Annotated in this window: 26 protein-coding genes; 18 read left to right on the plus strand and 8 right to left on the minus strand. The window is 63.0% G+C overall.

Annotation, left to right across the window (positions count from 1 at the left end):
• Nucleotides 1-31: 31 nt before the first annotated feature.
• From BM229_RS14665 to BM229_RS14675, 3 genes are read right to left on the minus strand one after another with little or no spacing between them, the layout of a single operon-like run.
• A complete protein-coding gene (locus tag BM229_RS14665; RefSeq protein WP_093928381.1) occupies nt 32-949 on the minus strand; it encodes an MBL fold metallo-hydrolase in 918 nt (305 codons plus the stop codon).
• A complete protein-coding gene (locus BM229_RS14670; RefSeq protein WP_093928382.1) occupies nt 949-1,389 on the minus strand; it encodes a YeeE/YedE family protein in 441 nt (146 codons plus the stop codon). The genes BM229_RS14665 and BM229_RS14670 overlap by 1 nt, the downstream gene beginning before the upstream one ends.
• A 1-nt stretch (nt 1,390) precedes the next feature.
• The gene (locus BM229_RS14675) at nt 1,391-1,825 is read right to left on the minus strand and encodes a YeeE/YedE family protein (RefSeq protein WP_093928383.1); all 435 of its coding nucleotides are present in this window, start codon (nt 1,823-1,825) and stop codon (nt 1,391-1,393) included.
• 95 nt (nt 1,826-1,920) lie between these two features.
• Here BM229_RS14675 and BM229_RS14680 point away from each other — a divergent pair, with 95 nt between their 5' ends.
• Nucleotides 1,921-2,226 (plus strand): ArsR/SmtB family transcription factor, encoded by a 306-nt coding sequence (locus tag BM229_RS14680; protein ID WP_093928384.1) that lies wholly within the window; start codon nt 1,921-1,923, stop codon nt 2,224-2,226.
• A 28-nt stretch (nt 2,227-2,254) separates the two neighbouring features.
• On the opposite strand, the gene BM229_RS14685 is transcribed toward BM229_RS14680, so the two are convergent.
• Nucleotides 2,255-2,713 (minus strand): protein tyrosine phosphatase family protein, encoded by a 459-nt coding sequence (locus BM229_RS14685; RefSeq protein WP_093928385.1) that lies wholly within the window; start codon nt 2,711-2,713, stop codon nt 2,255-2,257.
• A 276-nt stretch (nt 2,714-2,989) separates the two neighbouring features.
• Here BM229_RS14685 and BM229_RS14690 point away from each other — a divergent pair, with 276 nt between their 5' ends.
• Genes BM229_RS14690 through tolA form a run of 5 tightly spaced genes read left to right on the plus strand, consistent with a single transcriptional unit; the run spans nt 2,990 to nt 5,855 of the window.
• Entirely contained in the window at nt 2,990-3,436 is a 447-nt protein-coding gene (locus BM229_RS14690; RefSeq protein ID WP_244152215.1) for a hypothetical protein, read from the plus strand.
• The gene (locus tag BM229_RS14695) at nt 3,436-4,122 is read left to right on the plus strand and encodes a MotA/TolQ/ExbB proton channel family protein (RefSeq protein WP_093928386.1); all 687 of its coding nucleotides are present in this window, start codon (nt 3,436-3,438) and stop codon (nt 4,120-4,122) included. The genes BM229_RS14690 and BM229_RS14695 overlap by 1 nt, the downstream gene beginning before the upstream one ends.
• Nucleotides 4,115-4,492 carry a biopolymer transporter ExbD gene (locus tag BM229_RS14700; protein ID WP_093928387.1) on the plus strand — a complete coding sequence of 126 codons (378 nt, stop codon included), beginning with the start codon at nt 4,115-4,117 and terminating at the stop codon, nt 4,490-4,492. The genes BM229_RS14695 and BM229_RS14700 overlap by 8 nt, the downstream gene beginning before the upstream one ends.
• A 2-nt stretch (nt 4,493-4,494) precedes the next feature.
• On the plus strand, nt 4,495-4,881 hold the full coding sequence (locus BM229_RS14705; RefSeq protein WP_093928388.1) for an ExbD/TolR family protein: 387 nt from the start codon (nt 4,495-4,497) through the stop codon (nt 4,879-4,881).
• Nucleotides 4,881-5,855: a cell envelope integrity protein TolA gene (tolA, locus tag BM229_RS14710; RefSeq protein WP_093928389.1), complete on the plus strand. Its 975-nt coding sequence runs from the start codon at nt 4,881-4,883 to the stop codon at nt 5,853-5,855. The genes BM229_RS14705 and tolA overlap by 1 nt, the downstream gene beginning before the upstream one ends.
• A gap of 13 nt (nt 5,856-5,868) precedes the next feature.
• Here tolA and BM229_RS14715 read toward each other — a convergent pair whose 3' ends face one another.
• A complete protein-coding gene (locus BM229_RS14715) occupies nt 5,869-7,203 on the minus strand; it encodes an aspartate aminotransferase family protein (RefSeq protein ID WP_093928390.1) in 1,335 nt (444 codons plus the stop codon).
• Between the two features lie 174 nt (nt 7,204-7,377).
• Here BM229_RS14715 and BM229_RS14720 point away from each other — a divergent pair, with 174 nt between their 5' ends.
• The 6 genes from BM229_RS14720 to gap all read left to right on the plus strand — a co-directional run bounded on the left by BM229_RS14720 (nt 7,378) and on the right by gap (nt 14,495).
• Nucleotides 7,378-8,385, plus strand: coding sequence for a BMP family protein (locus tag BM229_RS14720; protein ID WP_093928391.1), 1,008 nt, complete (start codon nt 7,378-7,380; stop codon nt 8,383-8,385).
• Nucleotides 8,385-9,932 (plus strand): ABC transporter ATP-binding protein, encoded by a 1,548-nt coding sequence (locus tag BM229_RS14725; protein WP_093928392.1) that lies wholly within the window; start codon nt 8,385-8,387, stop codon nt 9,930-9,932. Before BM229_RS14720 ends, BM229_RS14725 begins: the two co-directional genes overlap by 1 nt.
• Nucleotides 9,922-10,971 (plus strand): ABC transporter permease, encoded by a 1,050-nt coding sequence (locus BM229_RS14730; protein ID WP_093928393.1) that lies wholly within the window; start codon nt 9,922-9,924, stop codon nt 10,969-10,971. The genes BM229_RS14725 and BM229_RS14730 overlap by 11 nt, the downstream gene beginning before the upstream one ends.
• Nucleotides 10,971-11,915 carry an ABC transporter permease gene (locus BM229_RS14735; protein ID WP_093928394.1) on the plus strand — a complete coding sequence of 315 codons (945 nt, stop codon included), beginning with the start codon at nt 10,971-10,973 and terminating at the stop codon, nt 11,913-11,915. The genes BM229_RS14730 and BM229_RS14735 overlap by 1 nt, the downstream gene beginning before the upstream one ends.
• A gap of 153 nt (nt 11,916-12,068) precedes the next feature.
• Complete coding sequence (locus tag BM229_RS14740) at nt 12,069-13,349, plus strand: amidohydrolase family protein (RefSeq protein WP_093928395.1); 1,281 nt, start codon at nt 12,069-12,071, stop codon at nt 13,347-13,349.
• A gap of 144 nt (nt 13,350-13,493) precedes the next feature.
• A complete protein-coding gene (gene gap, locus BM229_RS14745; RefSeq protein ID WP_093928396.1) occupies nt 13,494-14,495 on the plus strand; it encodes a type I glyceraldehyde-3-phosphate dehydrogenase in 1,002 nt (333 codons plus the stop codon).
• 39 nt (nt 14,496-14,534) lie between these two features.
• On the opposite strand, the gene BM229_RS14750 is transcribed toward gap, so the two are convergent.
• On the minus strand, nt 14,535-15,062 hold the full coding sequence (locus BM229_RS14750) for a winged helix DNA-binding protein (protein WP_067262160.1): 528 nt from the start codon (nt 15,060-15,062) through the stop codon (nt 14,535-14,537).
• 198 nt (nt 15,063-15,260) lie between these two features.
• Here BM229_RS14750 and BM229_RS14755 point away from each other — a divergent pair, with 198 nt between their 5' ends.
• Nucleotides 15,261-16,334, plus strand: a complete 1,074-nt coding sequence (locus tag BM229_RS14755; protein WP_093928397.1) for a Hint domain-containing protein — start codon at nt 15,261-15,263, stop codon at nt 16,332-16,334.
• 36 nt (nt 16,335-16,370) lie between these two features.
• On the opposite strand, the gene BM229_RS14760 is transcribed toward BM229_RS14755, so the two are convergent.
• Nucleotides 16,371-16,940, minus strand: coding sequence for a TlpA family protein disulfide reductase (locus BM229_RS14760; protein ID WP_093928398.1), 570 nt, complete (start codon nt 16,938-16,940; stop codon nt 16,371-16,373).
• Nucleotides 16,941-16,963: 23 nt separating this feature from the next.
• Here BM229_RS14760 and argH point away from each other — a divergent pair, with 23 nt between their 5' ends.
• From argH to BM229_RS14785, 5 genes are all read left to right on the plus strand, one after another.
• Nucleotides 16,964-18,355: an argininosuccinate lyase gene (argH, locus tag BM229_RS14765; RefSeq protein ID WP_093928399.1), complete on the plus strand. Its 1,392-nt coding sequence runs from the start codon at nt 16,964-16,966 to the stop codon at nt 18,353-18,355.
• The gene (locus tag BM229_RS14770) at nt 18,352-18,531 is read left to right on the plus strand and encodes a hypothetical protein (protein WP_093928400.1); all 180 of its coding nucleotides are present in this window, start codon (nt 18,352-18,354) and stop codon (nt 18,529-18,531) included. Before argH ends, BM229_RS14770 begins: the two co-directional genes overlap by 4 nt.
• A gap of 165 nt (nt 18,532-18,696) precedes the next feature.
• Nucleotides 18,697-19,014, plus strand: coding sequence for a DUF2834 domain-containing protein (locus tag BM229_RS14775; protein ID WP_093928401.1), 318 nt, complete (start codon nt 18,697-18,699; stop codon nt 19,012-19,014).
• A 27-nt stretch (nt 19,015-19,041) separates the two neighbouring features.
• Nucleotides 19,042-20,307, plus strand: a complete 1,266-nt coding sequence (lysA, locus tag BM229_RS14780) for a diaminopimelate decarboxylase (protein ID WP_093928402.1) — start codon at nt 19,042-19,044, stop codon at nt 20,305-20,307.
• Between the two features lie 35 nt (nt 20,308-20,342).
• Nucleotides 20,343-22,880, plus strand: coding sequence for a DUF4175 domain-containing protein (locus BM229_RS14785; protein WP_093928403.1), 2,538 nt, complete (start codon nt 20,343-20,345; stop codon nt 22,878-22,880).
• Between the two features lie 7 nt (nt 22,881-22,887).
• On the opposite strand, the gene BM229_RS14790 is transcribed toward BM229_RS14785, so the two are convergent.
• Nucleotides 22,888-23,940, minus strand: coding sequence for a zinc-ribbon domain-containing protein (locus BM229_RS14790; RefSeq protein ID WP_093928404.1), 1,053 nt, complete (start codon nt 23,938-23,940; stop codon nt 22,888-22,890).
• Nucleotides 23,941-24,052 lie beyond the last annotated feature (112 nt).

Here is a 24,052-nt window from a genome sequence, read left to right on the forward strand (position 1 = left end):
GGGCCGCCCCGAAAGGGCCGCCCGGTTTGGTTTAGTCGAAACGGTTCACCGGCAGTTTCAGGTAGTGGTTGCCGTCCTCCTCGGCATCGGGCAGACGCCCGCCGCGCAGGTTGATCTGCAAGGCCGCAAGGATCCGATTGGGCAGCGAAAGCGTCGCGTCCCGCTTCTGGCGGCGCTCGATATAGTCCTCGCGCTTGGTGCCATCTTTGACGTGAATGTTCTTGGCCTTGTGCTCATCAACCGTGGCTTCCCACATCGGTTCCTTGCGGTCATCGGTGCCGTAGTCATGTCCGATATAAAGCCGCGTGTCGCCGGGCAGGGCGAGGATGTCTTGGATCGAGTCCCAAAGCTCCGCCGTTTTGCCGCCGGGGAAGTCCGACCGGGAAGTGCCCGCATCAGGCTGCATCAATGTATCATGCACAAAGGCCGCATCGCCACAGACGTAAGTAATCGACCCCAGCGTATGGCCGGGCGACAACATCACTTTCGCCTCTAGTTCACCGATCTTAAACGTCTCGCCTTCTACGAACAGATGGTCGAAGTCGCGGTCGGGGTCAAAGGCGTTCGGCAGGTTGTAAAGGTCGGCCCAAATCTTGGCGATCTCAGGCACCAGCGCACCGATGGCATTGGGCGCGCCGGTCCGTTCTTTCAGATGGGCGGAGGCCATGACGTGGTCCGCATGGGGATGCGTATCAAGCACCCATTCCACGCGCAGGCCATGCTCTTTCACAAGGTCCAAGACCTGATCCATGCTCTCGGACGTGAACTTGTAGTTCTTCGGGTCAAAGTTCCAGACCACATCAATCAACGCGGCCTTCTTGGTCGTCGGATCGGCGCAGATGTATTGGATCGAGCCGGTGTCGGGCTCGTAAATACCCCAGACATCGGGGCTGCCCGCACCTGTTGAGGGGGAATGGCGCACAACGGGGGAATTCAGAGGGTCGCTCATCAGGCAGTTCCTTCCTTAGTTTTAGACATCAAATCAGGGGTGTGGCGGGCGATCCACATGCCACCCAGCATGAAGGGCACAAAGATCAACGTGCCGCTGGCCGCTAGGGGCAGGGCGGTCAGCGCAGGGCCGGGGCAAAAGCCACCCAAGCCCCAGCCCACGCCAAAGATCGCAGCACCGGTCAGCAGTTTCGGCTCAAGATCATTGCGGGTGGGGACGCGGAATGTGCTGTCGAAATAGGGGGTCTGACGGCTGCGGAACAGCAATGCAAAGCCCGGTGCGGTCACGGCGATGGCGCCGCCCATGACAAAGGCGAGGCTGGGATCCCATGTGCCAAAGACATCAAGAAAGTTCAGCACCTTGGCGGGGTCCGCCATGCCAGAGACGATAAGGCCGATACCAAAGACGAGGCCGGAGAGTAGGGCGAATACCTGTTTCATCTCACGCTCCCAACACATGCCGCATGACAAACACAGTCATAAAAGCTGTCGCCATAAAGGTCACCGTCGCCACGGTCGACCGCGCCGACCCTCGGCTTATGCCGCAGACCCCATGGCCCGAGGTGCAGCCATTGCCATAGGTCGCGCCAAATCCGACCAACAGCCCGGCCAGAGCCATCAAGAGCGGGTTCGACGGCACCCATTGTTGCGGCCAACCGCCGGAGACGATCAGCCAAAGCGGTGCGGCGAGCAAAAGCCCCAGCACGAAAAAGAATGAAACGACCCGCGCTTCGCCGTCACTGCTGCGCGCTAATAGCCGTGAGGTCAGCCCGCTGATGCCCGCGATACGGCCATTCGTTGCCATCAGCAGCACCGCCGAGGCCCCGATCAGCGCGCCGCCGCCCAGCGACAGCCAAGGCGTAAATTCAGTTTCCATGTCTTAACTCCTTGAGCGCCGACAACTGGCGGCTGGCTTGTATCAAACTGCGATTCAGTATATATTACCACTTCGTAATATTCAATGATGCTAATATGAAAAACGCAGACGACTTTTTGGATGGCGATATTGCCAGCGCCGCGGCTCTTATGACGATGCTTGCGTCTGAGGCGCGGCTGCAAATCCTATGCCGTCTGCTGGAAGGGGAGCGGTCCGTCGGTGATCTGGCCGACGCCTGCGGGCTGTCGCAATCCACCATGTCACAACAACTTAAAAAGTTGAAAGACGCCGGTCTGGTCGACAGCCGTCGCGCTGGGCAAACGATCTTTTACAGGGTGAAGGGGCAGGAGGCCGTGGCGGTTTTAGAAACGCTGCACGGCCTCTACTGCGCTAGGGATTAGAATTTCTCGGTAGGACCGGGCGCATCATTCAGGCTTTGCTATCCGCGTAGGATTTGATGAACTGGCCAATTCCATCTTCGGCTAAATCAATGCCGCGCGCCTTGCCTTCTTGAAGCGCCGTATCACCGTCCCAGCCCTTATCCGCGGCAAGCGCCATTAATGTCATCGCCCCCGCACGCTTGCCCGAGGCGCAATGCAAAAACACAGGTTGCGGCAGGTCATCCAAGGCGCGGCGGAATTCATCCACCGTTTCAGGGCTCAGGTCTTCCGGCGCGACCGGGTGGTGCAGGTAATTCAAGCCCAGTTTTTCCGCGACCAAACCCTCTGCATCGGGGTCCAGCCCGCCTTTCTCGTGCGCGGCGCGAAAGTTCACCACTGTTTTCATACCTGCCGAGGCTGCCTGTTCCAGCGCCTTGGCGTCCGGCAGGAACAGCGCCACATTATGGCTGGGGTCGATGGTTGCGATCTTTTGGGTATCGTCGGTCATTCTGGCCTCCTTCTCTGCGCGAATGCCTGCGTAGCATGCGCGGTTATTTCAACGGCCCAACACCAATCTGGCGCAACTGTTCCTCTGCTCCGGAGGGGCGGCGGGTAGTGACATACTTATCCGAGTAATAAAGTCAGGATTGTCACCGCCGCGCGGTTTTGTTAGGCAGCAACCAGAAATTCCGCTTGGCGCGACAGGTGGCATGACGATTCTGCCCCTCGGCAGAGGCCCTCCGAACGCGCCGTGATTAACGACAACCCCTTTGGGAGCCACCCCATGCCGCATTTTCGTTCCGCGTTCCTCGCGGCCCTGACCCTCTCTTTTGCTCACAGCGCCATTGCTGAAACCCCTGACGTGATCCCGGCCAGCGCCGAACCGTACCTGAAGGTCGAGCTGAACGCCGCCGATACGACGGATGCAAACTGCAAGCTGACGTTCCTCATCACCAACGGTCTTGCCACACCGCTTGACAAAGCCGTCTATGAGACTGTGCTTTTTGACCGCGAAGGCACCGTGGATCGCCTGACGCTATTCGATTTTGGCGCACTGCCCGTAGGCCGCCCCCGCGTGCGCCAATTCGTCGTGCCACAGACGACTTGCGAAAACTTGGGCCGCATTCTGTTCAACGGTGCACAAAGCTGCGCGGGCGAGGGGATTGAGGCAGGCACCTGTGAACGCGCATTGGCCCCGGCAACCCGCACCGACATCGAGGTGCTGGGCTGATGGAGCAACTAAACGATCTGCTGACCCCGCTGCGGGGCATTGCCGAAACCGGTGGCCCGGTGGTGGTGATCTTGATGGGCGTCGCGGTGCTGACCCTTGCCGTCGCCCTTTATAAAACATGGCAATTTCGCGCAGCCGCTGTCGGGCGTCACCGCGCACTTTCTGAAGCGGTGGAAGCCTGGGAACGCGGCGATGCCACGGCGGCGCGCAGCGCGCTTGGCCGCTCGAAAAGCTACCTTGCCCCGGTGATCGAGCTGGCCATGACCTCTCCAGATGCGGGCGCGTCGCGGCTTCAGGCCGAGGCCGAGTTGCGCTTTGCCAAGTTGGAGCGCGGCTTTCGCCTGCTGGATTCCGTGGCGCAGCTTGCTCCGCTCTTGGGTCTTTTCGGCACGGTTCTGGGCATGATCGAAGCCTTCCGCGCCTTGCAAGACGCAGGGTCGCAGGTTGATCCCTCAATCCTCGCGGGTGGTATCTGGGTTGCGCTTCTGACCACTGCCGTGGGCCTCGTCGTCGCAATGCCGACCGCGCTGGTGCTTAGCTGGCTGGAACAGCGGATGGAAACCGAGCGTGTCATCGCTGACAAGGCGATCCTGACCGTGCTGCACCCCGGCCAAAATGCTGCACCCGCCGCAACGCAGGCCGCCGCAGCCTTTGGGGTTGCCGCCCCCCGGCCAGCCCATGGCTAGGCCACGCCGGAGGCGCAACCGCCTTTCCATGACCTCCCTGATCGACGTGATCTTTTTGTTGTTGTTGTTTTTTATGCTGACCTCGACCTTCTCAAAATTTGCCGAGATCGAATTGGCCGCAGCGACATCCGGCGCCGGGGCCGAGACGGGGGCGAAGCCCTTCTTTTTGCAGCTCACCACCGAAGGGCTGCGCTTGAATGGCGACATGCTGGCCCTTGATGCGCTAACCGCCAGCCCCTTGGCCGAGGCTGAGAAGGGCACGCCGCTTCTCGTCTCTCTTGGGGAGGCGGTAGAGGCGCAGGCGCTGGCCGATCTACTTATTGCGTTGCGTGCCCTGCCGGGTCTCAGCGTGTCGGTTCTGGAGGGGTAAACATGCGTCCCATCGCCAAAGCCAAACCGCAACGCGAACCGACCATCGCGCTGATCAACATCGTCTTTCTGATGCTGGTCTTCTTCATGGTCGCAGGCACCCTGTCGCAGCCGCTGGATTCGGACCTCAACCTCGTGGAAACCCGCGAGCTTGAGGGCCGCGCCCCGCCCAATGCGCTGGTGGTCCATGCCGATGGCCGCATGACCTTCGCAGGTCAAGACCGCGCCAGCGTGACGGAATTCATTGATGCGCTGCCCGAAGAAGAACGCGATACCGTGCGCCTTTTGCCCGACCGCGCTCTGCCTGCCCGCCGTCTTGTTGAACTGACCCGCGAGCTCCGCGCCGCCGGGGCAGAGCGTGTGCTGCTTGTCACCGAAAGGGCACTGTAATGATCCCCCGTTCCGGTCTTATCAAAGGGTTGTCCATCGGCGTCGCCGCTGGACTTGTGGTTGGCGTGTCGCAACTCACCCAGCCTGACAACAGCGCCAAGATCGCAGGTGGCGGCGCGCCCGCGTCGGCGCAACTTGGCACCCGGTTTGAGGACATGGCCGTTGGCACGCTCGACGCGGAGCCTGCCGAAGAGATCACTCCAACCCCAACGCCAGAGCCGCCCGAAACCGCGGAGGCGCTCACTCCCACGCCGACGCCGCCCGCCCCGACAGCCGCAGCCGCGCGCCCCCGGGCCGAGCCTGTGGAAACGGCACAAATCGCAGAGCCGATGCCCGTTGCCCCGCCCGCAGCGCTCGCGGCCGAGACGCCTGTCTTGCCATCGTTGACCCCGGTTGAAACGCCGCCCGAAACCACAGAGGCGGTACCGACCCTCACACCTACGGCGCCGGTGCCACCGACGGAAACCGTCACCGCCGAAGCCCCTGACGAAGAAGCGCCGCGCCTGTCGCAGCGCCCGCAACGCCGCGACCCAGAGCGCGCCGCCGAAGCCGCCAAAAAGGCAAAACCCAAGCCCCAGCCGAAACCCAAACCAAAGCAGACCGCTCGTGGAAATGCCAAGCGCGACAACACCAAAGGCGCGCAGACCACCAGCCGCACGGGCAATGCCTCTCAGGCAGGTACGCGCAAACAGGCGGCAGCGCCTTCGGGCAACGCAGCGGTCAGCAATTACCCCGGCAAAGTCATGAGCCGCATCGCCCGTGTCGGCAAGCCGCGCGTCCGCTCACGCGGGACCGCTGTGATCGCCTTCTCGGTGGGCAATGGCGGGCAATTGGCGGGCGCACGGGTGGCGCGCAGTTCGGGGTCGGCGGCTCTGGATCAAGCGGCGCTTAGCATCATTCGACAGGCCGCCCCTTTCCCGCGCCCGCCCGCCGGGGCGCAGCGCAATTTCTCGATCCAGATCAAAGGCCGGTAACTGGGCGGAGGGCTCAGCCCTCCGCGATTGCCTGATCCACCGCCGCGCCGAGCATATCGACAATCAGATCGATTTCCTCGGGCGGGGAGGTGAAGGCCGGGGCCAGCAACACATGATCTCCCGCAGTACCATCAGCACAGCCCTGCGACGGATAGCAGATCATCCCGGCCTCCATCGCCGCGCGTTGGATTTTGCCCGCAAGGTTGCGACTGACGTCAAAGGGCGCCTTGCTGGCGCGATCGGCCACCAGTTCGATAGACCAGAACAGCCCGCGCCCGCGGATGTCCCCGACATGGGCGTGTTGGCCAAATCGCTGGTGCAACGCCGTTTCCAACTGCGTCCCACGCGCCCGCACGGCCCCCAGCAGATCACGGCTCTCGACCTCTTGCAGCACCGCCAACGCGCCAGCCGTGGCGACGGCATGGGACATGTAAGTATGCCCGTTCCACAGGTTGCTGCTGCCCGCCATGATCGCGTCAATCACGCTTTCCCGTGCCATCACCGCCGCGATGGGCTGATAGCCTGCGCCGAGACCCTTGGCCATGGTGGTGATATCGGCACAGATACCTTCCTGCTCCAACGCAAAAAGGCTGCCCGTCCGCCCCATGCCGCACATCACTTCGTCGGCGATGAGCAGCACGCCGTGGCGGTCACAAATCTCACGCACCCGCTTGAAGTACCTCGCAGGCGCGGGTTGTGAGCCGAGTGATGCACCGACCACAGGCTCCGCCACGAAGGCGGCGACTGTCTCCGGCCCCAACTCAACGATCCGTGTCTCCAACTGATCCGCCAAACGATGCGCGAAATCCGTCTCGCTCTCGCCCTCGCGTTGCAGGCGGTAGGCATAGGCCGCGTCGATATGCTCCACATCCATCAGCATCGGCGCAAAGGGCGCGCGGCGTCCGGCATGGCCGCCCACCGCCAGCGCGCCCAGTGTGTTGCCATGATAGCTGGGCTTGCGCGCGATGATCTTCGCCCGCGCTTTGTCGCCCCGCTCCAGATGATACTGCCGCGCGAGCTTCAGCGCCGCTTCCATCGCCTCGGACCCGCTGCCCAGATACATCACCCGCCCTTCGCCGGTGCCCTCAGGTGCGCGGGCGATCAAATGGTCGGCCAAAGCCTCTGCCGGGGTGTTGGTGAAGAGGCCGGTGTGCGCAAAGGCGAGCTTGTCCATCTGCGCGGCGACAGCTGCGCGCACGGCGGCATTGTCATGTCCAAGGCTCGACACCGCAGCGCCGCCGCAGGCATCCAGATAGCGCTTCCCCTTGTCATCAATAAGGAAATTTCCCTCTCCGCGTACGATCACAGGTTGCGTGGCGCGCAGGTTACGGTGCAATACATGGCTCATCGTAGAATCCGATCCTTGGGGTCGACCCTATTTACCGCTTCGCTTGCTGACTGCCACAATAATCAGCACACCGCGCGTATTCGGAAAAGCTTGGGCTGACCTAGGGTCAGGAGAAGCTTGACAGGTAAATTATTTTATCAAACGGTAAAATACCTAACCAACGGGGGATATAATATGACACAACGCAATCTCACACGCCGCTTCCTATTGGGCACGGCGGCCATGCTGGCCGGGGCCAGCCTTTTACCACAGGGCGCGCTGGCTGCCGAGCCGCTTAAAGTCGCTGGCGTCTATACCGTGCCGGTCGAACAGCAGTGGGTCAGCCGCATCCACAAAGCGGCCGAAGCCGCACAGTCGCGCGGCGATATCGAATATACCTTCACCGAAAATGTCTCCAACACCGACTACGCCCGGGTGTTGCGCGAATATGCCGAGGCCGGGAACCAGTTGATCGTCGGCGAAGTCTTTGGTGCCGAAGCCGAAGCACGCGAAGTCGCTGCCGATTACCCCGATGTCGCTTTCCTCATGGGCTCCAGCTTCAAGCAAGATGATGCGCTGCCCAATTTTGCGGTCTTCGACAACTACATCCAAGATGCGGCGTATCTGTCGGGCATCATCGCCGGTGCCATGACCGAGAGCGGCAACATCGGCATGGTCGGTGGTTTCCCCATCCCTGAGGTCAACCGCCTGATGCATGCCTTCATGGCGGGTGCCGCGGAAATGAACCCCGATATCAAGTTCCAAGTCAGCTTCATCGGCTCTTGGTTCGATCCGCCCAAGGCCAAGGAAACCGCCTTCGCCATGGTCGAACAGGGGGCCGACGTGCTCTATGCCGAGCGGTTCGGCGTGTCGGACGCGGCGCAGGAAAAGGGCATTCTGGCCATCGGCAATGTGATCGACACGCAAGCCGAGTACCCCGAAACCGTCGTCGCCTCGGCTCTGTGGCACTTCGAGCCGACCCTTGATGCCGCCATCGCCGCCGTCAAAGCAGGCGAGTTCATGGCCGACGACTATGGCCGCTACTCCTTCATGTCCGAGGGCGGGTCTTCGCTGGCTCCGCTTGGCACCTTCGAGGGCAAAGTCCCGCAAGAGGCGCTTGATCTGGTCAAGGAACGCGAACAGGCGATCAAGGATGGCTCCTTTACCGTCGACATCAACGACGAAGAACCGAAGTCCTCTTAATGACCGATCCAAGACCCGAGGCGCAGGTTGTCCTGCGCCTCGAGAACATTACCAAACGATTTGGCAAACTCACCGCCAATGGCGCGATCAGCTTTGATCTGCGGCAGGGCGAAGTCATTGCCCTGCTGGGCGAAAACGGCGCGGGCAAGACCACGCTGATGAATATCCTGTTTGGCCACTACACGCCTGACGAAGGCCATGTCGAAGTCTTCGGCATGCGCTTGCCCGCTGGCAATCCGCGCGCCGCGCTGGCCGCGGGCGTCGGCATGGTGCACCAGCATTTCACGCTGGCCGACAATATGACCGTGCTTGAGAATATCGTGCTCGGCACCCGCTCGATCTGGCGCCTCGGTTTTGGCCGCGCGCAGGCGCGCCAGCGGATTGTCACGCTGATGGAGGACTACGGGCTGCGGGTGGACCCCGACGCCCAGGTCGGCAGCCTCAGCGTGGGCGAGCGGCAGCGGGTCGAGATCCTCAAAGCCCTTTTCCGCGAAGCGCGGATCCTGATTTTGGACGAACCCACCGCCGTTCTCACCCCGCAAGAGACCGACGATCTTTTTGCCACTATGCGCAAAGCCGTGGCGCTTGGCCTCTCGGTGATCTTTATCTCGCATAAACTGCATGAGGTTATGGCGATTTCCTCGCGCGTCGTGGTGCTGCGCCATGGCAAGCTGGTGGCCGAAGCCAAGACCTCCGAGACCGACCGCGCCGCCATGGCGCAGATGATGGTCGGCTCCGAGGTCGCCGCCCCCGTCGTGCGCCGCGCCGATCCCGGTGCCGCGCTGGTCACGCTGGCAGGCGTCTCCTCCCCTGACATCGGCTCAGCACCCGGGCTAAAGAATGTCGATCTTGAGTTGCGTGCGGGCCAGATCACCGGCCTTGCCGGGGTCTCCGGCAACGGCCAAACCGCGCTTGCCGACCTGATCGGCGGGCTGATCCGCCCCGCGTCGGGCACGTTTCACGTGAAAGGCGACGCCCCGCGCGGCTGGTCGCCCCATGCCGCCATCAGCGCGGGCATCGCCCGCATCCCCGAGGACCGCCACAAGACCGGCACTATCGCCGACTTCGATCTCACTGAAAACGCGGTGCTTGAACTCTACTCCCGCCCCGGTTTCTCCCGCCATGGCTGGATGAACTGGCGCGCCGCGCGCGACTTCGCGGCCAAGATCATCAGGGGATACGATGTACGCTGCCCCGGTCCGGAAACCCGCATCCGGCTGCTCTCGGGCGGCAACATGCAAAAGCTGATCTTGGGGCGCGTGCTTGAGACCGCGCCTTCGGTCGTGCTGGCCAATCAGCCGGTGCGCGGCCTCGACATCGGGGCGCTGACCTATGTTCACGAACAACTGCTCGCCGCCCGGGATCGGGGGGCGGCGGTGCTGCTGATCTCCGAAGACCTCGACGAGGTGACAGCGCTGTCGGACGTGATCCACGTGATCTCCGAAGGGCGCCTCTCGCCCGGCTTCGCGCGCGGCGCAATGACCCCCGCCGAGCTTGGCGTCTGGATGGCCGGTGACGGTTTTGAGGAGGCCCCCCATGCGGCTTGAACCCATTGCCAACCCCACATGGACCCGCTCACTGGGCCTGCCTGCGGTGGCACTTTTCGCCACGGTCGTCGTGGCGTCTTTGCTGGCCATGATCGCAGGCGCGCAGCCTTTCTCGGTGCTGGGCCTGATCGTCAAAGGTGCCTTCGGCTCAAAATTCGCCACGCTGGAGACGCTCAACCGCGCCACGCCGCTCATTTTCACCGGCCTTGCTGTCGCCGTCGCCTTCCGCGCGAAGCTGTGGAACATCGGGGCCGAGGCGCAGCTTTACATGGGCGCGGTGTTCACCGTGGTCTTGGGCACCGGCGCGCTGGCATGGCCCGCCTTCGCGCTGCTGCCGACGATCGCCGTCGCCGCCATGCTCGCCGGGGCCGTGGTGCTGCTGGTGCCGACCTTCCTCAAGACCCGCTTTAGCGTCGATGAGGTGGTGACCACGCTGCTTCTGAATTTTGTCGTCCTGCTCTGGGTGTCCATGCTGCTCGAAGGGTCATTGAAAGACCCGATGGGCCTCGGCTGGCCCAAGTCCGCCCGACTGATCGCGGAAGCGCGTCTGCCCCGCATCGCCGAGGGGCTGCGCCTGCATTGGGGCTTTGGCCTCGCGCTGATCTCCGCCCTCGTCGTTTGGGTGATCCAACGCCGCAGCACGCTGGGTTACGAGATGCGCGCGGTGGGGCTGAACCCCGCGGCAGCGCGGTTCGCGGGCATCCCGGTCAACGCCACGCTCATCAAGACGGCGCTGCTGTCGGGTGGCCTCGCTGCGCTGGCGGGCTTTTCCGAGGTGGCGGGGCTGAAGGGTAACCTCACCTTGGATATCTCGCCGGGCTTTGGCTACACGGGTATCATCGTCGCCATGCTGGCGCTGCTGAACCCGCTTGGCGTGGTAGTCGCCGCGCTATTCGTCGCGGGTATTTTCGTCGGGGCCGACAGCATGAGCCGCGCGGCGGGCGTGCCGACCTACCTTGCCGACATCATGCTGGCGCTGGCGCTTCTGGCGATGGTGTTGGCGATTATGCTGACCAAATTCCGGGTGAGGCGCGATTGATGGATATTCTCGACATTCTCCTTCAGGCGAGCTTTTGGACCGCCGCCATTCGCATCGCCTCGCCGCTGATCTTTGCCGCTCTGGGCGAGCTCATTTGCGAGCGGGCAGGGGTTCTGAACCTCGGCATCGAAGGCATCATGGTCGTCGGCGCTTTCGCAGGCTGGCTGACCGTCTACCTCGGCGGCGGGCTGTGGTTCGGCGTGGCGGTGGCGATGCTCTCGGGCATGGCCTTTGGCTTGGTGCATGGGGTGCTGACGGTGCCCTTTGGCCTCAGCCAGCATGTCGTCGGTCTTGGCATCACGCTTCTGGCGACCTCGCTCACCTACTACTGCTACCGTCTGGCGCTGCCTGAAGTGACTTCGCCCCCCAAGATCGAAGCCTTTCAACCGCTTGAAATCACGATCCTCTCCGACATCCCCGTGATCGGCCCCGCGCTGTTTAACCAAACGCCGCTGACCTATCTCGCCTTTGTGCTGGTCGTCGCTGTGACGCTGGTCCTTTACCGCACGCCCATGGGCCTTGCCCTGCGCGCGGCGGGCGAAGACCCGGCAGCGGTCGAGGCGCAGGGCCTCAGCGTTTCCGCCATCCGCATCTGCGCAGTGATGGTCGGCAGCGGGTTCATGGCCGTGGGCGGGGCGTTCCTGACGATGAGCGCGTTCAACTCCTTCTTCTTTGAGATGGTCAACGGACGCGGCTGGATCTGCATTGCGCTAGTGGTCTTTGGCTCATGGAAACCGGGCAAGACGCTCTTGGGCGCGGTGCTGTTCGCGGCCTTTGACGCCCTGCAAATCCGCGTGCAGCAAACGCCGCTCGGCGCTGACATCCCCTACCAAATCTTCCTGATGGCGCCTTATATCCTGTCGATCCTCGCGCTGGTCGTGATGTCCCGCCGGGCACAGGTGCCAGCGGCGCTGATGGTGCCGTTCAACAAGGGGGAGCGCTGAAAGGCTCGCTACAGATCGCTAAGGGCTGCTCCCGGCCGCGAGTGGGGGAGAAGCGCCCGCCGTCAAACCGCAGGTTTGCCTCCGGCAAAATGGGGGCGGCCGGGGGCTGCCCGGCCTGCATCCGGGCGGGACACAACTGAAAAGGACCAAACCATGTTCGACCTCATCATCAAAGGCGGCACGCTCCCCGATGGCCGCAGCACCGACATCGGCATCAAGGCCGACAAAATCACCGCCATCGAAGACCTCTCTACCGCTGAAGCCCGCGAGACCATCGACGCCGGCGGCGACCTCGTCAGCCCGCCCTTCGTCGATCCGCATTTCCACATGGATGCCACCCTCAGCTACGGCACCCCGCGGATCAACGCTTCGGGAACCCTGCTCGAAGGCATCGGCCTCTGGGGCGAACTCAAAGAGGTCATGACCCAAGACGAGGTCAAAGCCCGAGCGCTGGAATACTGCGACTGGGCCGCCTCGCTCGGCCTCTTGGCCATCCGTAGCCATGTCGACACCTGCGATGACCGCCTCTTGGGCGTCGAAGCCCTGCTCGACGTGCGCGAAACGGTGAAGGATTACATCGACCTGCAATTCGTCGCCTTCCCGCAAGACGGTCTCTACCGCGACCCCACGGCGCACGAAAACACCATCCGCGCCCTCGACATGGGTGTCGATGTCGTGGGCGGCATCCCGCATTTCGAACGCACCATGGCCGATGGCGCCCGCTCCGTCACCGCACTCTGCGAACTCGCCGCCGAGCGCGGCCTGATGGTTGACCTGCATTGTGATGAGACCGACGACCCCCATTCGCGCCACATCGAGACGCTGGCCTACGAGACCCAACGCCTCGGGCTGCAGGGCAGGGTGGCCGGCTCGCATCTGACCTCGATGCATTCGATGGACAATTACTACGTCTCGAAACTGCTGCCGCTGATGGCCGAAGCAGAGGTCGCCGCGATCCCAAACCCTCTCATCAACATCACCCTCCAAGGCCGCCACGACACCTACCCGAAACGCCGCGGCCTGACCCGGGTGAAAGAGATGCAAGCCATGGGCATCGACGTCGGCTGGGGGCAGGACTGCGTGATGGACCCGTGGTATTCCATGGGCACGGGTGACATGCTCGACGTGGCCTTCATGGGGCTGCATGTGGCGCAAATGACCTCGCCCGAGGAGATGCACCGCTGCTTTGACATGGTGACGAATGTGAACGCGCGGATCCTCGGCTTGCAGGATTACGGCCTCAAGGTGGGCGCGACCGCCTCGCTGGTGGTGCTGGACGCGGGCAACCCGATTGAGGCGCTGCGCCTGCGGCCTGACCGGCTTTGCGTGGTGGCCAAGGGGCGGGTGATCTCACGCCAGTCCCGCAATGACGCGCGGCTCAGCCTGCCCGGGCGGCCAGACAGCGTGCGCCGCCGCCATAGCGCACATTCATAAACCCAGCGTTTACTGACACCTAGGACGGCGCCCCCAGCGGGCGCCGTTTTCGTTTCTATGGCCGATTGAACTCCTCTGCACCTGCTGTTATGTTAGCGCTAACCGAGCCAATCTGCCCGAAATTGGGCCACCGGAGGATTCACCATGACCACAAAAATCGCCATCAACGGCTTTGGCCGCATCGGACGCTGCGTGCTGCGCGCGCTGATCGAGAACGGCTTTGACGGGATCGAAGTCGTTGCCATCAACGATCTGACCGATGCCGAAAACCTGCTGCACTTGCTGAAATACGACTCCGTCCATGGCCGCCTGACCGTGGATGCCGAGTTGAAAGACGGCAATCTGCATGTGGCGGGTCAGACCATTCGCATGACGGCAGAGCGTGATCCGGCGAAACTGCCGTGGGGCGATGTCGATGTCGCCTATGAGTGCACCGGGTTCTTCACCACGCGCGATGCGGCGGCGAAGCACTTGGAAAACGGCAGCAAGCGGGTGTTGATCTCGGCCCCCGGCAAGGGCGTGGACCGCACCGTGGTTTACGGCGTGAACCACCAAGAGCTGACCGCCGAAGACGTGATCGTGTCCAACGCCTCTTGCACCACCAACTGCCTCGCCCCGGTGGCCAAAGTCCTCGATGACACCTTCGGGATCGAGACTGGCTATATGACCACGATCCACGCCTATACCGGCGACCAGCCGACCCACGACAGCCCGCACCGCGACCCCTATCGGGGCCGCGCCGCCGCCCTGTCGATGGTGCCAACGTCCACCGGTGCCGCTGCCGCGATTTCCGAGGTAATCCCGCATCTTAAAGGGGTTCTTGAAGGCTCTGCCGTGCGGGTGCCGACGGCGAATGTCTCGCTCGTTGATCTGTGCGTCATGCCCAAGAAACCCGCCACGGCAGAGGCAGTGAACGCGGCGATGCAAGAGGCTGCCAACGGTGCGCTTAAGGGCGTGCTGGCCTATGAGCCCGCGCCGCTGGTGTCGGCCGATTTCAACCACGATCCGCATTCCTCGACCCTCGCGCCTGATCAGACGCGGGTGACCGATGGCGGCATGATCCGTGTGGTCAGCTGGTATGACAATGAATGGGGTTTTTCGAACCGCATGAACGACACCGCGCGTGCCATTGCCGCATTGATCTAAGCTTTAGCTGGCGCGGGGGGCAGTCCTCGCGCCCATGCTCTACAGCGATGCCGCAGCCCGGCTCGCTTGGTCATATTGCCCTGACATCGCCCGAAGCTGCGCCGCGATCTTGCGCAGCTCCTCGCCCGAGATATCGGTGCGCGGCAACCCGTCGAGAAAGCACGCCTGACGGATTGCGCGATAGGCCTCACACAGCTCGGCCCCGGCGGGGGAGGTGCGATAGAACACCTCCTTACCGCGTTTTTCGGCACTCAGCAGTTCCGCTTTCACCAGTTTGCGCAGCGCATAGTTCACCGTATGCGTGTCTTCGATGTTCAGCAGAAAACAGATATCCGTCAGCCGCTTTTCCCGGCCCCGGTGGTTGGCGTTATGCAGCACGAGGATTTCCAAAGGCGTCAAATCCCCATTGCCCGCCGCCGCCATGCAGCGCGACATCCAGCGCGTGAAGGCGTTATAGGCGATGATCATCCCGTATTCGAGTTCCGAGGCCTCCCAGCCGTCGCCCTCGGCCAAATGCCGCGAAGAGACGATCCGGCGCGACGGGGTGGGGGGTACTTCTTCCGACATGCGGTGCCTCCGGCTGTTTGAGCTGAATAACGTTACCAAGACGCTGGCGATTTACAAGCGTTCTGGGCGCCGCCGTCCGTCTGGGCGCATGAAGATCAAATTGCAACAGGTTGCACTGCCACATTCTTGCCATCTTCCGCGAGGGCAGCGGCTTTGTTAGGCTGGCGTCAATAAAAACACGAGGCAGGCAGAGCAGCAATGAAAACGGGCTTTCGAGGCACGTTTGTCATCAGCTGGTCGCAAACAGAGATCGACGGTCTGGAGGCCGCACCGGTGCAGTCGCTCGAACTGGGCTCTGCCTGGGCGTGGCGCGGGGACACTCTCCGTGTGGATGGGCCGAATGATGTATTGCGGCTGGATATGGCGGACGGGGCAGAGCAGCTGCGCAAACGCGCGGCCCGCAAGGTGCAGCGCCTGATCGGCGCGGCGCTGGAGGAGGGGGGCGTGACGCCGCCCAAAGCTTTGCGTGACGACCATACTGCGCCGCCGCTCGACAACAGCTTTATGGTCACCAACGGCGCGCGGACCTACACAGTCACGTTGATTGACGCAGGCCAAGGTCGCACGCCGCTGTTGATGTTTGTCGATGAATTGCCGCCGCGTGATTGTGAGCTCTGGGTGATGCACAGTACCATAAAACCGCAGCGTGATAGGCTCTTGGAGGCCGAGAGTGGCGGTGTCATCTGCTTTACCCCCGGCACCCGCATTCGCACGCCCATGGGCAGCGCCCTGATCGAAGATCTGCGCGAGGGCGATCTGATCCAGACCAAAGACAACGGCGCGCAGCCGCTGGAGTGGATCGGCAGCCGCCGGATGAGCGGCGCGCGTCTGCATGCCATGCCGCATCTGCGCCCCGTGCGGTTCCGCCCGGGTGCCTTGGGGATCGCGCAGCCCGACGCTCCGCTGTTGGTCTCGCCCGACCACCGGATCGTGCTGCAAGGCCCGCAGGCCCGCGATCTATTCAACTGTGACGAGGTGCTGGTCGCGGCCAAAGACCTGATTAACGGGCGCAGCGTGGCCAGCGATATCTCCCTGCGCGAAGTGACCTATATCCATGTGCTGCTGGCCGAACATCAGGTCATGTGGGCCAATGGGGTCGAAACCGAGAGCTTTCATCCCGCCTCCGCCCCGCTCACCAGTCTTGGCGCGCAGGACCGGGCGCGTCTGCTTGCGGCGCATCCGCAGTTGGAGGCTGATCCGCACAGCTACGGTGGCTTCGCACGTCGCAATCTCAGCACGTCAGAGGCGGCGATCCTGCGGCATGTGGCGTGAGGGCCGGGCGCGTACGCCCGACCTTGCGGCTGAACTTTAGCTCTCTGCGTCTTCTTTGATCAGCGCCGCGATGATCGCCCGCGCGCTCTCAGAGTCCCACTCCGCGTCGCCCTGCAATCGGGCAATCTCGCGTCCCTCACGGTCAAGGATCACGCTGATCGGCAGGCCGAAAACGCCCATCTGGCTGGCGAGCTTTTGTTTGGGGTCTTGGTGACGGGGCAGGTTGTCGACGCCGGCCTCTTCAAAGAAACGCTTGATCCCTTCTTCAGAGTTGCGCCCCGTGGCGATGGTCAGCACCTGAAAATCATCGCCGCCAAATTCCTTTTGCAGCGCGTTCAACTGCGGCATCTCCTTGCGGCAGGGTGCGCACCATGTGGCCCAGAAGTTCACCAGCACGATCTTGCCTTCATAATCTGCCAGCGACATCGCCTCGCCATCGTCCTCACGCTCAAAAGTCACGTCAGAGGCCGCTTGCGGCGCGTCGTGGATCACAAGTTTCTTCATGTCCCCGTCGCGCAGCCCCGCGATGTCAGCCGTTCCGGCAAGGGCGGGGTTTGCACCTGCGACAAGCAGCGTATAAACGAAGCCGAGCACGAGATTTTTCATACGTCCCTCCAAGGGTATTCAACATGACCGACACGACCTCGAACAAAATGTGGGGTGGCCGTTTCGCCGCCGGACCGGACGCGATCATGGAGGCGATCAACGCCTCGATCGGGTTCGACAAACGGATGGCCGCACAAGACATCGCCGGGTCGCGTGCCCATGCCGCCATGCTGGCAGCCACGGGCATCCTGACTGATAACGACGCTGACGCGATACGGGAAGGGCTTCTCACGATCTTGTCAGAGATCGAAGAAGGCCGGTTTGAATTCTCCGCCGCGCTCGAAGACATCCACATGAACGTCGAGGCGCGGTTGAAAGACCTGATCGGTGAGCCCGCAGGTCGCTTGCACACGGGCCGCAGCAGGAATGATCAAGTCGCCACCGATTTCAAACTCTGGGTGCGCGACCAGTTGGACGCCGCCGATGAGGGTCTGCAAGCGCTGATCCGCGCGCTTTTGTCTCAGGCCGAGGCGGGCGCGGATTGGGTTATGCCCGGTTTTACCCATCTGCAAACCGCACAACCCGTCACATGGGGCCATCACATGATGGCCTATGTCGAGATGTTTGGCCGTGACCTGTCGCGCTTTCGCGATGCGCGCAAACGGATGAACGAATGCCCGCTGGGCGCTGCCGCACTGGCTGGCACCTCCTTCCCGATTGACCGGGACATGACGGCAGAGGCACTCGGTTTTGACTGCCCCGCCGCCAACAGCCTCGACGCCGTCAGCGACCGCGACTTCGCGTTGGAGTTCATGGGCGCCGCGAGCATCTGCGCCATGCACCTGTCGCGCTTTGCCGAGGAGCTGGTGATATGGTCCTCGGCGCAGTTCCGCTTCGTGGCGCTGTCGGATCGCTTCTCGACCGGCTCCAGCATCATGCCGCAGAAGAAGAACCCGGATGCCGCCGAGTTGATCCGCGCCAAGGTGGGCCGCATCTTTGGTGCCAACACCGCGCTGATGATCGTGATGAAGGGGCTGCCGCTGGCCTATTCCAAGGACATGCAGGAAGACAAGGAACAGGTCTTTGACGCTGCCGACAACCTGATGTTGGCGCTCGCCGCGATGACCGGGATGGTGGGCGATATGACTGCGGAGCGCGAGAACCTCGCCGCTGCCGCAGGCTCGGGCTTCTCCACCGCGACCGATCTGGCTGATTGGCTGGTGCGCGTGCCGAACCTACCGTTCCGCGACGCGCACCATGTGACCGGCACGCTGGTCGCTATGGCCGAGGCGCAGGGCTGCGATCTGCCCGACCTCACGCTAGAGCAGATGCAGTCGGTCCATGCCGAGATCACGCAGGATATTTTTGATGTGCTTGGCGTCGATAACTCGGTAAACTCGCGCATGTCCTATGGCGGCACCGCGCCTGCGCAGGTGCGTGCCCAAGTCGAGCGTTGGAAGGAAATCCTGAAGTGAAACGCAGCCTTGCGATCCTGTCTCTGCTGATCCTTGCCGCCTGCGGCGCGGATGGTGAACCGGTGCGGCCCACGGCCAGCAGCAGCGTTACCATGTCGTCTTCGGGCGTCTCGGTCGGCACCGCTGTCGGTCTGCGGCGCGGGCCGTTCTCGCTGGCTCTTGGTATGGGGTCATGAGGCCGCTTTTCGCTGTCGCATTGCTGGCTGGGGCGCTTGCCTTGGCCGGTTGCACTCCGCCGCGTACATCTTCTTCTGCACGACAAGACACGCCGCCGCCACCTGCCGGAACGGGAATCAGCCTGTCGGGCTACGCCACCGTCGGCGTGGTCAAGAGTTTCTAAGATGTCGCCGCTGCGTATGCTCTACCTTGCCCTCGCGGTTTGGGGCACGATTCATCCGATGTATTACTTCGTCACATGGTTCAACGCCGAAGGCTGGAGCCTGAGCGCCATGGTGGACGCATGGCACGCCAATGCCGCCGCCAGCGGGCTGGTCTGGGATCTGACCATCGCTGCCGTGACTTTGACCATCTGGATCATCGCCGAGGTCGCCGTGCGCCGGAATTTCCTCAGCTTGATTGCCATTCCCGCCACGTTCTGTATTGGGGTGAGCTGTGGCCTGCCGCTCTATCTTTTCCTGCGGACAGCGCCCATCAGATAAGCGGCGACGACATGGGGCCAAGCGCAGATGGATCATTTTCTCTATAAAGACGGTGTGTTGCATGCCGAAGACGTAAGCTTGGCCGAGATCGCTGCCGCGGTCGGTACGCCGGTCTATGTCTATTCCACCGCCACGCTGCTACGCCATTTCCACCTCTTTGACGACGCGCTCTCGGGCATGGATCATCTGGTCTGCTACGCGATGAAGGCCAATTCCAACCAAGCCGTTCTGCGCACACTGGCGCAGGCAGGCGCGGGGATGGATGTGGTCTCGGGCGGGGAATACCGCCGCGCCAAGGCGGCAGGCGTGCCGGGCGACAGGATCGTCTTTTCCGGCGTCGGCAAAACCCGCGAAGAGATCGAATTGGCGCTAACCGGCGGTATCCGTCAGTTCAACGTCGAGAGCGAGCCGGAAATGATCCTGCTGGATGTCGTGGCGCGCGAATTGGGCAAAGTGGCCCCGATCACCATTCGCGTGAACCCGGACGTTGACGCCAAAACCCATGCCAAGATCGCCACCGGCAAGAGCGAGAATAAGTTCGGCATCCCCATCGCCCGCGCCCGCGATGTTTATGCCATGGCGGCCAAGTTGCCGGGCTTGGAGATCATCGGCATCGACGTGCATATCGGCAGCCAGCTCACCGATCTCGCCCCCTTTGAGCAGGCTTACGGCAAGGTTGCGGAACTGACCGAAGTGCTGCGCGCCGATGGTCATAACATCCGGCGGCTGGACCTTGGCGGCGGTCTGGGCATTCCCTATGAGCGCTCCAACACCGCCCCGCCACTGCCAACGGATTACGGCGCGATGGTGCAGCGCACGCTGGGGCATCTGGGCTGCGAGGTCGAGATCGAGCCGGGCCGCCTGATCGCGGGCAACGCAGGTGTGCTGGTGAGCGAAGTGATCTACTTCAAATCCGGCGACGGCCGCGATTTCCTGATCCTTGATGCCGCGATGAACGATCTGATACGTCCCGCGATGTATGATGCGTGGCATGACATCGTGCCGCTGAACGAACCCGCGCCTGGGGCAGAGCCGCGCCCGGTGGATATCGTCGGCCCGGTCTGCGAATCCGGTGATACTTTCGCCAAGCAGCGAATGATGCCGGTGCTCGGGTCCGGTGATCTGGTGGCCTTCCGCTCTGCCGGAGCCTACGGCGCGGTGATGAGCAGCGAATATAATTCGCGGCCCCTGATCCCCGAGGTGCTGGTCAATGGCGATCAATTCGCGGTTATCCGCCCACGGCCAAGCTTTGACGAAATGATAAACCGCGATACCATCCCTGAATGGCTCTGACGGCATCCCGCCGCCGGGCCACCGGAGCGTGACCCATGGAAACATCCACTGACAAGACAGACGGGCTGCGCGCATTGCGGCGGCCCTTGCGGCTGACTTGGGCGGGGATGTGGGCCGAGGCGCTGGTGCAGGCGCTTTGGCCGATGCTGACGCTGGTACTGGCGGTGCTGGCGCTGCTGATGATGGGGGCGCAGGACAGTCTGGTCGGTGATCTGCTTTGGGGTGTGCTGGCCGCTGTGGGCCTTGGGTTTCTCGGCACATTGGTTTTCGCGCTGCGGCGCTTTCGTATTCCCTCACAGGCCGAGGCCTTGGCGCGGCTGGATGCCAGCCTGCCGGGGCGGCCCATTCGAGCGCTATTGGACGATCAGGCGATTGGCGCGGGCGATACAGCCTCGGCGGCGGTTTGGCAGGCCCATCAGAAACGTATGGCCGCGCGGGCCGCGCAGGCGCAGCCGGTCAAGGGTGACCTGCGGGTCGCGCAGGCCGATCCCTATGCGCTGCGCTATGTGGCGCTGCTGGCTTTCGTCGTTGCGCTGGTCTTTGGTTCAGTCTGGCGGCTGGGTGAGGTGACGCAACTTACTCCCGGCGGGGCGGGCGGTGCGTTGGCCTCTGGTCACGTTTGGGAAGGCTGGGCCGAACCGCCGCGCCATACTGGGAAGCCAACGCTTTATTTGAATGATCTAGAGGCCGGGGCGCTGTCGCTGCCTGCAGGCACGTTGATCACCCTGCGCCTTTACGGAGAGTTGGGCGCGTTGACGGTGCAAGAAACCGTATCGGGCCGCGAGGGGGGCGCGACCTCTGAGCCCGCGCAGGATTTCACCCTCCGCCAAAGCGGCGAGATCAGCATCGAGGGTCCGGGCGCGCGGGCATGGCAGATTACAATGCTCCCCGACGCCGCCCCGCAGATCGAGCGACAAGGCCCGCCCGAGGTGACTGCTTTGGGCGAAATGAGCCTGCCGTTTGCCGCGCGGGATGACTACGGCGTCGAAGCGGGCGAGGCGCGGATCAGCCTTGATCTGGCCTCCGTCGACCGCCGCTATGGGTTGACCATCGACCCTGACACACGGCCCGAGATCGTCGTGCCGCTGCCGATGCCGATCACCGGTGACCGGCGCGATTTTGAAGAGAGCTTGATCGAGAATTTCTCGAAACACCCTTGGGCCAATCTGCCGGTATCTTTAGAGCTTTCCGTGCTCGACGCCGCCGAACAGCAAGCCGCGACGGAGGTGAGCCAGTTGACCCTGCCGGGGCGGCGCTTTTTCGATCCCGCGGCGGCAGCAGTCATCGAGATGCGCCGCGATCTTTTGTGGTCGCGGGCCAATGCGCCACGCATCGCGCAGGTGCTTCGCGCTGTGACCTATGCGCCGGGGGAGGATCTGCGTTCGGATGTGACGGTTCTGCGGCTCAAGCAAATGATCCGCCGTCTGGAAATCCGGGCGCGTTATGGGCTGGACGAAGAGGTCCAGACCGAGATGGCCGAAGACCTATGGGCGTTGGCGATTGAATTGGAAGAAGGCGTGTTGGCCGATGCGCTGGCGCGGATGCGCCGGGCGCAGGATCGGCTGAATGAGGCGATGAAGAATGGTGCTTCGTCGGCAGAGATTGCCGAGCTGATGGAAGAGCTCCGCCGCGCCACCGAAGAGTATCTGGAGCAACTGCAGCGCCAACAGGCGCAGGAGGGCGATGGCGAAGGCCAGCAGCCCCAAGGCGAGTCCATGCAGATGACGCAAGATGATCTGCAGCGGATGATGGACCGTATTCAAGAGTTGATGGAGCAGGGCCGCATGGCCGAGGCCGCAGAGGCGCTGCGCCAGTTGCAAGAGATGATGGAGAACATGCGCGTCACCCAAGGCCAGCCCGGCGAGGGGGGCAACTCACCGGGTGAGCAGGCGATGGAGGGGCTCTCGGACACGCTGCGCGAGCAACAGGGGCTGAGCGATCAGGCCTTCCGCGACCTGCAAGAGCAGTTCAACCCCGGCACCGGCGCGGGTGAGAATGAAGGCAACGAGGGCCGCAACGGCGGTCAGGGCCGCGGTCAGAGCCATGAGGGCCAGCAAGGGCAGGACGGCCAATCCGGCGAAGACGGAGCCGAGGAAGGGCTGGCCGGGCGACAGCAAGCGCTGCGCGATGAGCTGCGCCGTCAAGAAGGCCGTCTGCCGGGGCAAGGCACGGCCGAAGGGGATGCCGCGCGTGATGCACTAGACCGCGCCGGAGAGGCGATGGACCGCGCCGGAGAAGCCCTGCGCCGCGATGAGTTTGCCGAGGCGATCGACAATCAAGCACAGGCCATGGAGGCGCTGCGCGAAGGGATGCGATCGCTTGGCGAGGCGATGGAACGAGAACAGGGCGAGGGCCAGCCCGGTCAAGGCGACCGCCGGGCCGAGGCGCGCGATCCGCTGGGGCGCGAGCAGGGCGGCAATGGGGCCAATAGCTCGGACGCGCCGTTGGCGCAGGGGCCCGACGATCAGGGCCGCGCGCGGCGTTTGCTGGACGAAATCCGCCGCCGCTCGGGCGAGGCGGAGCGGCCCGAGGTTGAACGGGATTACCTCAACAGACTGTTGGATCGGTTTTAGTCGGTGGTCAGCCCTGCGACTGGGTCGCAACGGTGTCGAGCCAGACCAGCAGAACCTGCAACTGCCTGTCCAGCCAAATGCGTGCGTCGTCCATCCATGCCACATAGGACGACAGGTAAGGGTCGGCCTGCGGCAAGGATTGCGCAATCTGCGGCGCATAGACATAGACTGCCGCCAAAATGGCCGCCAAGACGATCATTATGGTAAAGCCCCGCATGAACCCCCCGGATTTGCGCGGTCTTTCAGGGCGGTCGAGCGCGGCGGTGGGCGTTGGCCCCGCCTGCTGGCCCTGCGTGCGGTCGTGGCGCAGGGTTGAGTTGATCTCTTCGATATCGGGCAGCAGATCCCGGCGCGAGGCGCTGCCGTAGGCGTCATTCTCGCTTTCGGGAACAGGCTCTCCACGCATTTTGGCCATGCGCAGACGGGCTTCATGGGCGCGGAGGGCGTCCTTATCCTCGGGCATATGATCGTCTTCGCCGGTGTCGGGATGGGACACTTTCTTGGGTTCTGCGCGGGGCGCATCATCCAAGCCAAGGTCTGGTTGGCTTTCCAGCGGGTCTGACTGACGCTTGCGGCGGGCTTCCTGCTCTGCCGCGGCTTCCTGCCTGAGGATTTCGGCGATGGCGGGATCAAGCGGGCGTCGGACGGGTGCGGCGGTGGCAGCGGCAACGGACGCGGGACGCTCCTCTGGCGTTACCGGTTTAAAAACTCCGCGGTCTTCAAAATTGTCTTCTTCAAAACTGTCGTCTTCGAAGTCATCTTCATCGAAACCGTCGTTCTGGTAATCTTCAGCGCCAAAAGGCTGGAGATCCGGCGCGGTCTCAGCCGTCTCTGTGTTTCGGTCCGTGTCATCTACGTCTGCCGCGCTTTGCTTCATATGCATCACGTCATCAAGATCTGGATCACCAAAATCGGCGTCATTTTCTTCCGGCGCATTGTCGGGGTGATGCTGAAACCACGTCTGCCCGCAGTTGGAACATTGCACGTCACGCCCTGCCAACGGCATCACCTCATCGGGGACTTCGTATTGCGCGTCGCAGTTGGGGCAGATCAGCCGCATGGTCATTCCTGGGTTCGTTCGGTGCTCTCGGATCGTAACGGACAGCATATGTCCTAGAATAACGTAGGAAAAGTGATATCTGGACAGGGTGCTGGGGTTCTGGTGGATTGAA

Origin of the sequence: Sulfitobacter dubius, from assembly GCF_900113435.1 — a bacterium.
In the GTDB taxonomy this organism is placed as follows: Bacteria; Pseudomonadota; Alphaproteobacteria; order Rhodobacterales; family Rhodobacteraceae; genus Sulfitobacter; species Sulfitobacter dubius.

Coding starts and splice junctions, on each gene's coding strand:
- BM229_RS14665 (WP_093928381.1), bottom strand. CDS start 949: ATGAGCGACCCTCTGAATTCCCCCGTTGTGCGCCATTCCCCCTCAACA.
- BM229_RS14790 (WP_093928404.1), bottom strand. CDS start 23,940: ATGCGGCTGATCTGCCCCAACTGCGACGCGCAATACGAAGTCCCCGAT.
- BM229_RS14775 (WP_093928401.1), top strand. CDS start 18,697: ATGTCGCCGCTGCGTATGCTCTACCTTGCCCTCGCGGTTTGGGGCACG.
- BM229_RS14680 (WP_093928384.1), top strand. CDS start 1,921: ATGAAAAACGCAGACGACTTTTTGGATGGCGATATTGCCAGCGCCGCG.
- BM229_RS14760 (WP_093928398.1), bottom strand. CDS start 16,940: ATGAAAAATCTCGTGCTCGGCTTCGTTTATACGCTGCTTGTCGCAGGT.
- BM229_RS14740 (WP_093928395.1), top strand. CDS start 12,069: ATGTTCGACCTCATCATCAAAGGCGGCACGCTCCCCGATGGCCGCAGC.
- lysA (WP_093928402.1), top strand. CDS start 19,042: ATGGATCATTTTCTCTATAAAGACGGTGTGTTGCATGCCGAAGACGTA.
- argH (WP_093928399.1), top strand. CDS start 16,964: ATGACCGACACGACCTCGAACAAAATGTGGGGTGGCCGTTTCGCCGCC.
- BM229_RS14715 (WP_093928390.1), bottom strand. CDS start 7,203: ATGAGCCATGTATTGCACCGTAACCTGCGCGCCACGCAACCTGTGATC.
- BM229_RS14730 (WP_093928393.1), top strand. CDS start 9,922: ATGCGGCTTGAACCCATTGCCAACCCCACATGGACCCGCTCACTGGGC.
- BM229_RS14750 (WP_067262160.1), bottom strand. CDS start 15,062: ATGTCGGAAGAAGTACCCCCCACCCCGTCGCGCCGGATCGTCTCTTCG.
- BM229_RS14670 (WP_093928382.1), bottom strand. CDS start 1,389: ATGAAACAGGTATTCGCCCTACTCTCCGGCCTCGTCTTTGGTATCGGC.
- BM229_RS14720 (WP_093928391.1), top strand. CDS start 7,378: ATGACACAACGCAATCTCACACGCCGCTTCCTATTGGGCACGGCGGCC.
- tolA (WP_093928389.1), top strand. CDS start 4,881: ATGATCCCCCGTTCCGGTCTTATCAAAGGGTTGTCCATCGGCGTCGCC.
- BM229_RS14735 (WP_093928394.1), top strand. CDS start 10,971: ATGGATATTCTCGACATTCTCCTTCAGGCGAGCTTTTGGACCGCCGCC.
- BM229_RS14705 (WP_093928388.1), top strand. CDS start 4,495: ATGCGTCCCATCGCCAAAGCCAAACCGCAACGCGAACCGACCATCGCG.
- BM229_RS14725 (WP_093928392.1), top strand. CDS start 8,385: ATGACCGATCCAAGACCCGAGGCGCAGGTTGTCCTGCGCCTCGAGAAC.
- BM229_RS14690 (WP_244152215.1), top strand. CDS start 2,990: ATGCCGCATTTTCGTTCCGCGTTCCTCGCGGCCCTGACCCTCTCTTTT.
- gap (WP_093928396.1), top strand. CDS start 13,494: ATGACCACAAAAATCGCCATCAACGGCTTTGGCCGCATCGGACGCTGC.
- BM229_RS14695 (WP_093928386.1), top strand. CDS start 3,436: ATGGAGCAACTAAACGATCTGCTGACCCCGCTGCGGGGCATTGCCGAA.
- BM229_RS14685 (WP_093928385.1), bottom strand. CDS start 2,713: ATGACCGACGATACCCAAAAGATCGCAACCATCGACCCCAGCCATAAT.
- BM229_RS14785 (WP_093928403.1), top strand. CDS start 20,343: ATGGAAACATCCACTGACAAGACAGACGGGCTGCGCGCATTGCGGCGG.
- BM229_RS14700 (WP_093928387.1), top strand. CDS start 4,115: ATGGCTAGGCCACGCCGGAGGCGCAACCGCCTTTCCATGACCTCCCTG.
- BM229_RS14675 (WP_093928383.1), bottom strand. CDS start 1,825: ATGGAAACTGAATTTACGCCTTGGCTGTCGCTGGGCGGCGGCGCGCTG.
- BM229_RS14755 (WP_093928397.1), top strand. CDS start 15,261: ATGAAAACGGGCTTTCGAGGCACGTTTGTCATCAGCTGGTCGCAAACA.